Origin of the sequence: uncultured Thioclava sp., assembly GCF_913064665.1 — a bacterium.
Lineage (GTDB): Bacteria > Pseudomonadota > Alphaproteobacteria > Rhodobacterales > Rhodobacteraceae > Thioclava > Thioclava arctica.
Genome location: NZ_CAJYBT010000006.1, coordinates 114,379 through 121,191 on the forward strand (window position 1 = coordinate 114,379; position 6,813 = coordinate 121,191).

5 protein-coding genes are annotated in these 6,813 nt (G+C 62.4%); 1 reads left to right on the forward strand and 4 read right to left on the reverse strand.

What is annotated here, in order from left to right; genetic code table 11:
• The first annotated feature begins 3 nt into the window (after positions 1 to 3).
• Complete coding sequence (locus tag QZ571_RS04120; RefSeq protein ID WP_295532168.1) at positions 4 to 1,356, forward strand: MmgE/PrpD family protein; 1,353 nt, start codon at positions 4 to 6, stop codon at positions 1,354 to 1,356.
• On the opposite strand, the gene QZ571_RS04125 is transcribed toward QZ571_RS04120, so the two are convergent.
• Genes QZ571_RS04125 through QZ571_RS04140 form a run of 4 tightly spaced genes read right to left on the reverse strand, consistent with a single transcriptional unit; the run spans position 1,345 to position 6,706 of the window.
• Positions 1,345 to 2,352, reverse strand: coding sequence for a GlxA family transcriptional regulator (locus QZ571_RS04125; protein ID WP_295532170.1), 1,008 nt, complete (start codon positions 2,350 to 2,352; stop codon positions 1,345 to 1,347). The genes QZ571_RS04120 and QZ571_RS04125 overlap by 12 nt on opposite strands.
• A 6-nt stretch (positions 2,353 to 2,358) precedes the next feature.
• Positions 2,359 to 5,430, reverse strand: coding sequence for an FAD-binding and (Fe-S)-binding domain-containing protein (locus QZ571_RS04130; protein ID WP_295532172.1), 3,072 nt, complete (start codon positions 5,428 to 5,430; stop codon positions 2,359 to 2,361).
• 53 nt (positions 5,431 to 5,483) lie between these two features.
• Positions 5,484 to 6,464: an alpha/beta hydrolase gene (locus QZ571_RS04135; RefSeq protein ID WP_295532174.1), complete on the reverse strand. Its 981-nt coding sequence runs from the start codon at positions 6,462 to 6,464 to the stop codon at positions 5,484 to 5,486.
• Entirely contained in the window at positions 6,461 to 6,706 is a 246-nt protein-coding gene (locus QZ571_RS04140) for a hypothetical protein (RefSeq protein ID WP_295532176.1), read from the reverse strand. The genes QZ571_RS04135 and QZ571_RS04140 overlap by 4 nt, the downstream gene beginning before the upstream one ends.
• Positions 6,707 to 6,813: the final 107 nt, after the last annotated feature.

The following is a 6,813-nucleotide window of genomic DNA, read 5'->3' on the forward strand; positions in this document are numbered from 1 at the left end:
ACCATGGCTCTACGCTTTTCCGATTTCGTCCACGACCTGCGTTGGCAGGATCTGCCCCCCGAGGTGCGGAACTTCGCGCGGCGCTGGCTTCTCGATCTGATCGGCGTCGCGGCCGGTGGGTCCGAGACCCAGCTTTCTCGGATCATCCGCGATCATGCGGCGCAACAATTCGGGGCCAGCACGTCTTCGGCGCGGATGCTCTTCGACGGGCGCGCCCTCAGCCCCGCGGGGGCCGCTCTGGCGGGCGGAATGACGATTGACGCGCTTGATGCCCATGACGGGCACAAGCTCACCAAGGGACATGTCGGCTGCGGCGTTCTGCCTGCATTGTTTGCACTGAGCGAAGCCGAAGGGCGCGACGAGGCCGAGGAGTTTCTGACCGCGCTCGTGATCGGCTACGAGATCGGCACGCGCGCTGGTATCGCGCTGCACGCCTCCGTGCCCGATTACCACACTTCGGGCGCATGGATTGCAGTGGCCGCAGCCGCACTGGGCGCCCGCACGCTGGAGCTGAGCACCGCTCATACTCGCGAGGCGATCGGCATTGCCGAGTTCCACGGCCCGCGCAGCCAGATGATGCGCTGCATCGACCATCCGACGATGCTCAAAGACGGCTCGGGCTGGGGGGCGATGGCCGGGGTCTCTGCCGCCTATCTGGCGCGGGCTGGGTTCACCGGCGCCCCCGCCGTGACTGTCGAAGCCGAGGCGCAATCCGCGCTTTGGGGTGATCTGGGCTCGCACTGGCGTATTTTCGAGCAATATTTCAAGCATTTCCCTGTGTGCCGCTGGGCACAACCTTCGGTGCAGGCGGCGCTTGATCTCAAGGCCGCGCACGCCATCGCCCCGGATCAAATCGAGCGGATCGAGATCATCTCCTTCCACGAGGCCATCCGTCTTGCGGTGCGCCATCCGCGCAGCACCGAAGAGGCGCAATACTCCACCGCCTTCCCGGTTGCCGCAGCGTTGGCTCGCGACGGCCTCGGACCCGCCGAGGTCGCGCCGGACTCATTAAGCGACCCGCAAATCAACGCTCTCGCTGACCGGATCGATTTTGCGGAGTCGGATGCGTTCAACGCCGCCTTCCCGGCGCGCCGCCTGGCCGAGGTCACATTGGTGCTTCAGGACGGTCGCCGGCTGATGTCGGGACCAACCGAGGCGGAAGGCGACCCGGAAACACCGACACCTGACGCTAAGCTTCGCGAGAAATACCGCGCCTATGCTGGCCCGGTGCTTGGCAGCGCCCGCAGCCAAGCGATCGAGACGGCGGTCGACGGGCTCGGAGCGGGCGGTGCGCTGTCCACCCTGCTTGATCTTGTGCTCTCGCCGGCCCGCGATCAGGGGCCGTCAGCCTCCTGACACCCGACGGCGTTCCGTCCCCGGGGTGTGTCCGAAGGACCGGCGATAGGCGCTGCCCAGATGTGAGGCCGAGACGAAACCGCAGCGCAATGCGATCGCAGCAATCGGTTCGGAGGTTTCCTTCAATAACCGCTGCGCCTCTTTCAGGCGTAGCCGGACATAGAACTGCTTGGGCGTCATCTGGAAATGCTTATGCCAGAGCCGCTCCATATGGCGTAGCGAGAGATTGCACTGATACGCGATATCGCTGATCTCGACCAACAACTCGAGGTTTTGTTCCATCAACCTGATGGCCGCATTGATCCGTTCGTCGCGCACCCCGTAGCGCCATTTGGTCTCCATCCGCTGAAACTCCTGCGGACCACGTATCCGGCTGTGCAGGAATTGCTCGGCCACCTCGGCGGCTAAAGTGCCGCTGATATCCGTCGCGATCTGTTCAAGCATCAGATCGATCGCAGCAATCCCGCCCGCGCAGGTCCAACGGTTACGATCGCGCACATAGATTTCGCGGCAGGTCTCGATTGTTGGAAACTCTTCAGAGAACTGGCCCAGCGATTCCCAGTGCAATGTGCAACGATAGCCGTCGAGAACCCCGGCCCGCGCCAGAACGAAAGAGCCATTGCTCAGCGCCCCGATCGGTTTGCCCGTGATCGCGAAACGCTGCAAAAAACGGGTCGCGGTCTTGTCGCAAATCTTCTCGATATCGAGACTGGCCACGACGAAAATTCGGTCGAGCTCAGGCGCAAAAGCCAGAGCCTCGGTTTCCAGCTTGAAACCATTGCTCGCACTTATGCCTCCGCCAGTGCTCGACAGAAGATGCAAATCGTAAAACTGTTGGTCTGCCAACCGATTAACCGCACGGAACGGCTCGATCGCCGAGGCACAGGCCATCATCGAGAAGCTCGGGAACAGCAAAATACCGATGCGCATCGGGCGATTACGGTCGCCGCCCGGTTCCGCTCCCCCCGCGTGTGTGTCTGTAAGCGCGTCGATCATCAGACATCATTGGTCGCGGATCGGGTCGATTGCAAGATGCGACGGGCGGCTCTGTTCTGACGCAGATTTACGCAGTAGATCCAGCAGCACCTGGACCGGGTGGCGCAAGCTGAGCCCGTCAATCTCGCGCACTTGGCACCGGCACGAAAACCCATCGGCCATCAGCTTTTGCTCCGCATCCGGGGTATTCATCTGCCGGGCCCAACTCATCGCATAGATCTTCTCGGATAGCGGGCGGTTTTCGGCCTCGTGCCCAAAGGTGCCCGCCATCCCACAACACCCAACCTGCCCGACCTCAATCTCCACCCCCATCGCCGAAAAGACCTCCGTCCAAGCCACGACGGCACCCGGAGCAATCGAGCGTTCGGTGCAATGCGGCAGGAGAGTGAAACGTGCGTTCTGGTTCAGTTTCGGTAAAGCGTCGCAGCCTCCAGCGAGCCATTCCTGCAAGAGCTGCACCTTTGGCGCCGTGCCTTTCGGCAGGAACGCAGTATAGTCCGAGCGGTAGGTCAGGGCCATCGATGGGTCGAGTCCGACAAGATCCACACCACACTCCTGCAAACGCCGCAGATCGGCCGCATGGCGACCCGCGACCCGCTGGAATGCACCGAGAAACCCATGCACATGAAGTGGCTTGCCGTTGGGCCGGAACCGGGCAAGCGCGGGTCGAAAACCGAGCAGCTGCAACAGATCAATCGCGTCGAGCAGAAGCTGAGTCTCGTAATGCTGGGTGAAAGCGTCAGGCACGATCACAACGGACCTCGCCCGCTCCTGCGCCGATAGCTCACACATCCGGCTCGAATCGGCAAAGTCGACACTCCGACGCGCCAATTCCTTGCGCAGGTTCAGGGTCGAAAGCTTTGGCGTATGCACCAGACCGACGAGACGCGTCAGCGGCGTCGCGGTGGCGAGATTGGCAAGCCGCGGCGCGCACGCCGCGAGCGGCAAAAACGGCTCCAACCACGCCACGAGATGATGGCGCAGGGGCCGTAGGTAGCGCCCATGATAAAGCTCGAGAAACTTCGCCCGGAAACTCGGCACATCGACCTTGACGGGACAGCCGCCGGTGCAGGATTTGCATGCCAGGCAGGTGGACATCGTCTCCATCACCTCATGCGAAAAATCATCTTCGCGCTTGCCGAGTGACGCTCGAATTCGCGCTGGCAGGTGACGCAGTCGCGGTCCCGCGCGCAGCGCTTGCGCCTCGGCCAGCGGGTCCACCCCGGCCTGTGCGAGTCGCCGCAACCAGTCGCGCATCAATTGTGCGCGCCCCTTGGGGGACTGCCTGCGATCGCGCGTCGCTTTCCATGATGGGCACATTGCTTCGTCCGGATCCCAGTTGAAACATGCACCGTTGCCATTGCAATGCAGCGCGTTATCCGTCGCCTCGCGCAGGGCTTGCGGTATCACACGGTCGCGCTGTCCCTTGGTCGGCACAGCATCGACAGCCAGCAGGTGTCCCCCCTTGGGTGCGGCGATCTTGCCGGGGTTGAACTGGTTGCGCGGGTCGAAAGCCTCCTTTACCGCCTGCAATGCGGGGTAAAGTGCGCCAAAGAATTCTGGTGAGAACTCGGATCGCACACCCTTGCCATGTTCCCCCCAGAGTAGCCCTCCATAGCGCTTGGTGAGCACCACGACCTGCTCGGTGATCTCGCGGATCAGCGCCTCTGATCCGTCCTCCCGCATATCGAGAGCGGGCCGCACATGCAGCACCCCGGCATCGACATGGCCAAACATCCCGTAATCGAGCCCGTGCCCGTCAAGAACCGCGCGGAACTCCATGATGAAATCCGCAAGGCACTCTGGCGGGACCGCAGCATCTTCAACAAAAGCCACCGGACGTCGGTCGCCCTGCATATTACCCAGAAGTCCGACCGCTCGTTTGCGCATCTGCCAGAGCCGTTCGACTGTCTCGGCACCGCGCGCAATGGTGTAGCCGCGCCGCGCAGGGTTGGGCTCCGCCGTGATGCCCGAAGTGAACTGTTCCATCGCAAGATCGAGCGCGCCGAGGCTATCGGCGGTGAATTCGACGAGATTGACGCCTTTCGCCAAGCCCTGCGAGTCCTGCGGGAAGAACTCCGCCACGCTTCCCCAGATGCTATCTTGCTGGGCGAGCGAGAGCACCCGCTCGTCAATGGTTTCGATCGATGCGGGGTCGAAGCGCATCAGAACCTGTGCGTCGCGCAGTGCCCCGTCGAAACTGTCATAGCGCAGCGTAATCAGTCCCGAGTGTGATGGGATCGGTAGAACGGACAGCTCTGCCTCGGCAATGAAGCCCAGTGTACCTTCGGAGCCGCACAAGACTGCATTGAGATCGAGCCCGTCCGCCCCATGGCGCAGATGCGCAAGGTCATATCCGGTTAGGCAGCGATTGAGTGGCGGAAAGACCTGGTCGATGGCCTTGGCATTCTCACGCGCGATCCGGTCGAGCGTCTGATAGATCTGGCCGGGCAAACCGGGTCGGGCCAGTGTCGCCGCGAGCCCATCCCGATCCAGCGGCTCCGAGCGTAGCACCGAGCCGTCCGAGAGCACCATGGTCAATGCGCGCACATGATCGCGGGTCTTGCCATAACGACAAGAACCCTGCCCGCTTGCATCTGTGGAAATCATTCCCCCGATCGTCGCACGGTTCGACGTCGACAGCTCCGGCGCGAAGAACAGACCATGTGGTGCCAATGCGGCATTGAGCTGATCCTTAACAACGCCGGGTTCGACACGCACGCGCCGCGTCACCGGGTCGATCTCGAGGATCCGGTTCATATGCCGCGATAGATCGACCAGGACGCCGTCTGTCAGAGACTGCCCGTTGGTGCCCGTCCCACCCCCGCGCGGCGCGATGTGAAGCCCGGCGAACCGCTCGCTGGACAGCAGCTTGGTGATCCGCACCAGATCGTCTTGGTTGCGTGGATACAAAACCGCCTGCGGCTCGATCTGGTAAATGGAGTTATCCGTGGCCATGACCGTGCGATCAGCCACCCCGGTCATGATATCACCCGAAAACCCGCGCGCGCGCAGCTCGGCGCAAAACGCCTTGGTGAGAGGGAGCTCGGGCTCTTGGAGTGGCAGCGCTGGGATCATGATATCAAATGGCTTGACGGCCCGAGGGATGATGCCCCGGGCCGCGATCCGGCTCAGGCGCTATGCGTGCGGATAGCGTCGTCGATGGCCGAGATCAACGACTGAAAGACCGGGTTGTCGACCTGCAGCTGCTGGCCATGCTCCATCCCGTCGATTATCAGGGCATTCTCGCCTTTCTCGCCCGGATAGACCGAGTATAGCCGCTCCGACTCTGCTGGCATATGCAGAGTATTCTGCTTGCCGTGAATTATGAGCGCGGGTGGGAAGGTGCCGCTGACCGAGGCCAACTCGGCTTCGGGATCAAAGGCGATATAGCTTTTGTAGGATTTGGCCGTGACGTGGCTGCAGCCCGGCCAATGATCGACGCCCCCGACATCGGTGTAGCCGCCCAGTTGGACATCCACATAGGCCTGGGTGGCCGGATCGAGCGGATAATAGCCCAGCTTCGTCGCCTCGGTGCCGGTGTCAAACGGCGGGATCGCAGCATCGTCATCAAGCGCCTTGAGCGCCGCATCCGCAGCCACACGGTCCGCACGCAGCCCCTGCAACGCCGAAAGCTTGGTATAGCTCATCGGCACGTAGAACGGCACCTGCTCGGTGCCGCTGCGCGCAAGTTCGGTGATCGCAGCGAGGCTCGCGACCGAACCCATAGCCCAGGAAGCCACTGCCGGCATCCGCCCGAAATGCGCACGCGTCCAGTCGATCAGCGCAAGCAACTCAGTCTTCTGGTCCTCGAGGCTGACATTGGTCACAGTCTGCGCACCGGTCTTGGTGGTGTTGCGCACGCCCTTGTTGGTGAAGAAGCCCGACACATCATAAGTCGTCACACAGTAGCCACGCCCGGCCAGCGCTTTGCCGACGAGCTGACCATACATCGACACGCCACCGGTGAACCCGGAATTGAACACGACGGGCGGCAGTTTGCGCGCCTCATCATCCAGCTCAGCGGGGCGGAAAATGAAGCCGCGCAGATCGCAGGTTTCATCCGCGAATTCAACGGGGAAGCTAAATTCTTCTTCGATTACCTTGGTCATCTTTCTGCTTTCATTGATTTGGTTGGGAAGATTTCGTGCCGGGCGGCATTCAAAAGATGCTCGGCCGGAATGCCGGTGCGTTGCGCGGCAAGCGCGGCCAACCGGGCAACATAGGAGAAGGCACTGCTCGGCGTGAATTGCGCCGCGTAGTCACTCCCGCTCTGATCCTTGCCGACATGCGGCGCATCGCTTGCCTGAAGCAGAACCCGCTGGGGGCCAACCGCCTCAAGAGTCGCCAGCAAAAACGGCAGGGTCGATTCCGGCTCGCTGGTCGTGCCCTTGCCCCGCCCCTTGAACCAGACGGTCCCTGGCCGCCTCGCCCCGCCGGCGCAGTCCGTAACGGCTTAGT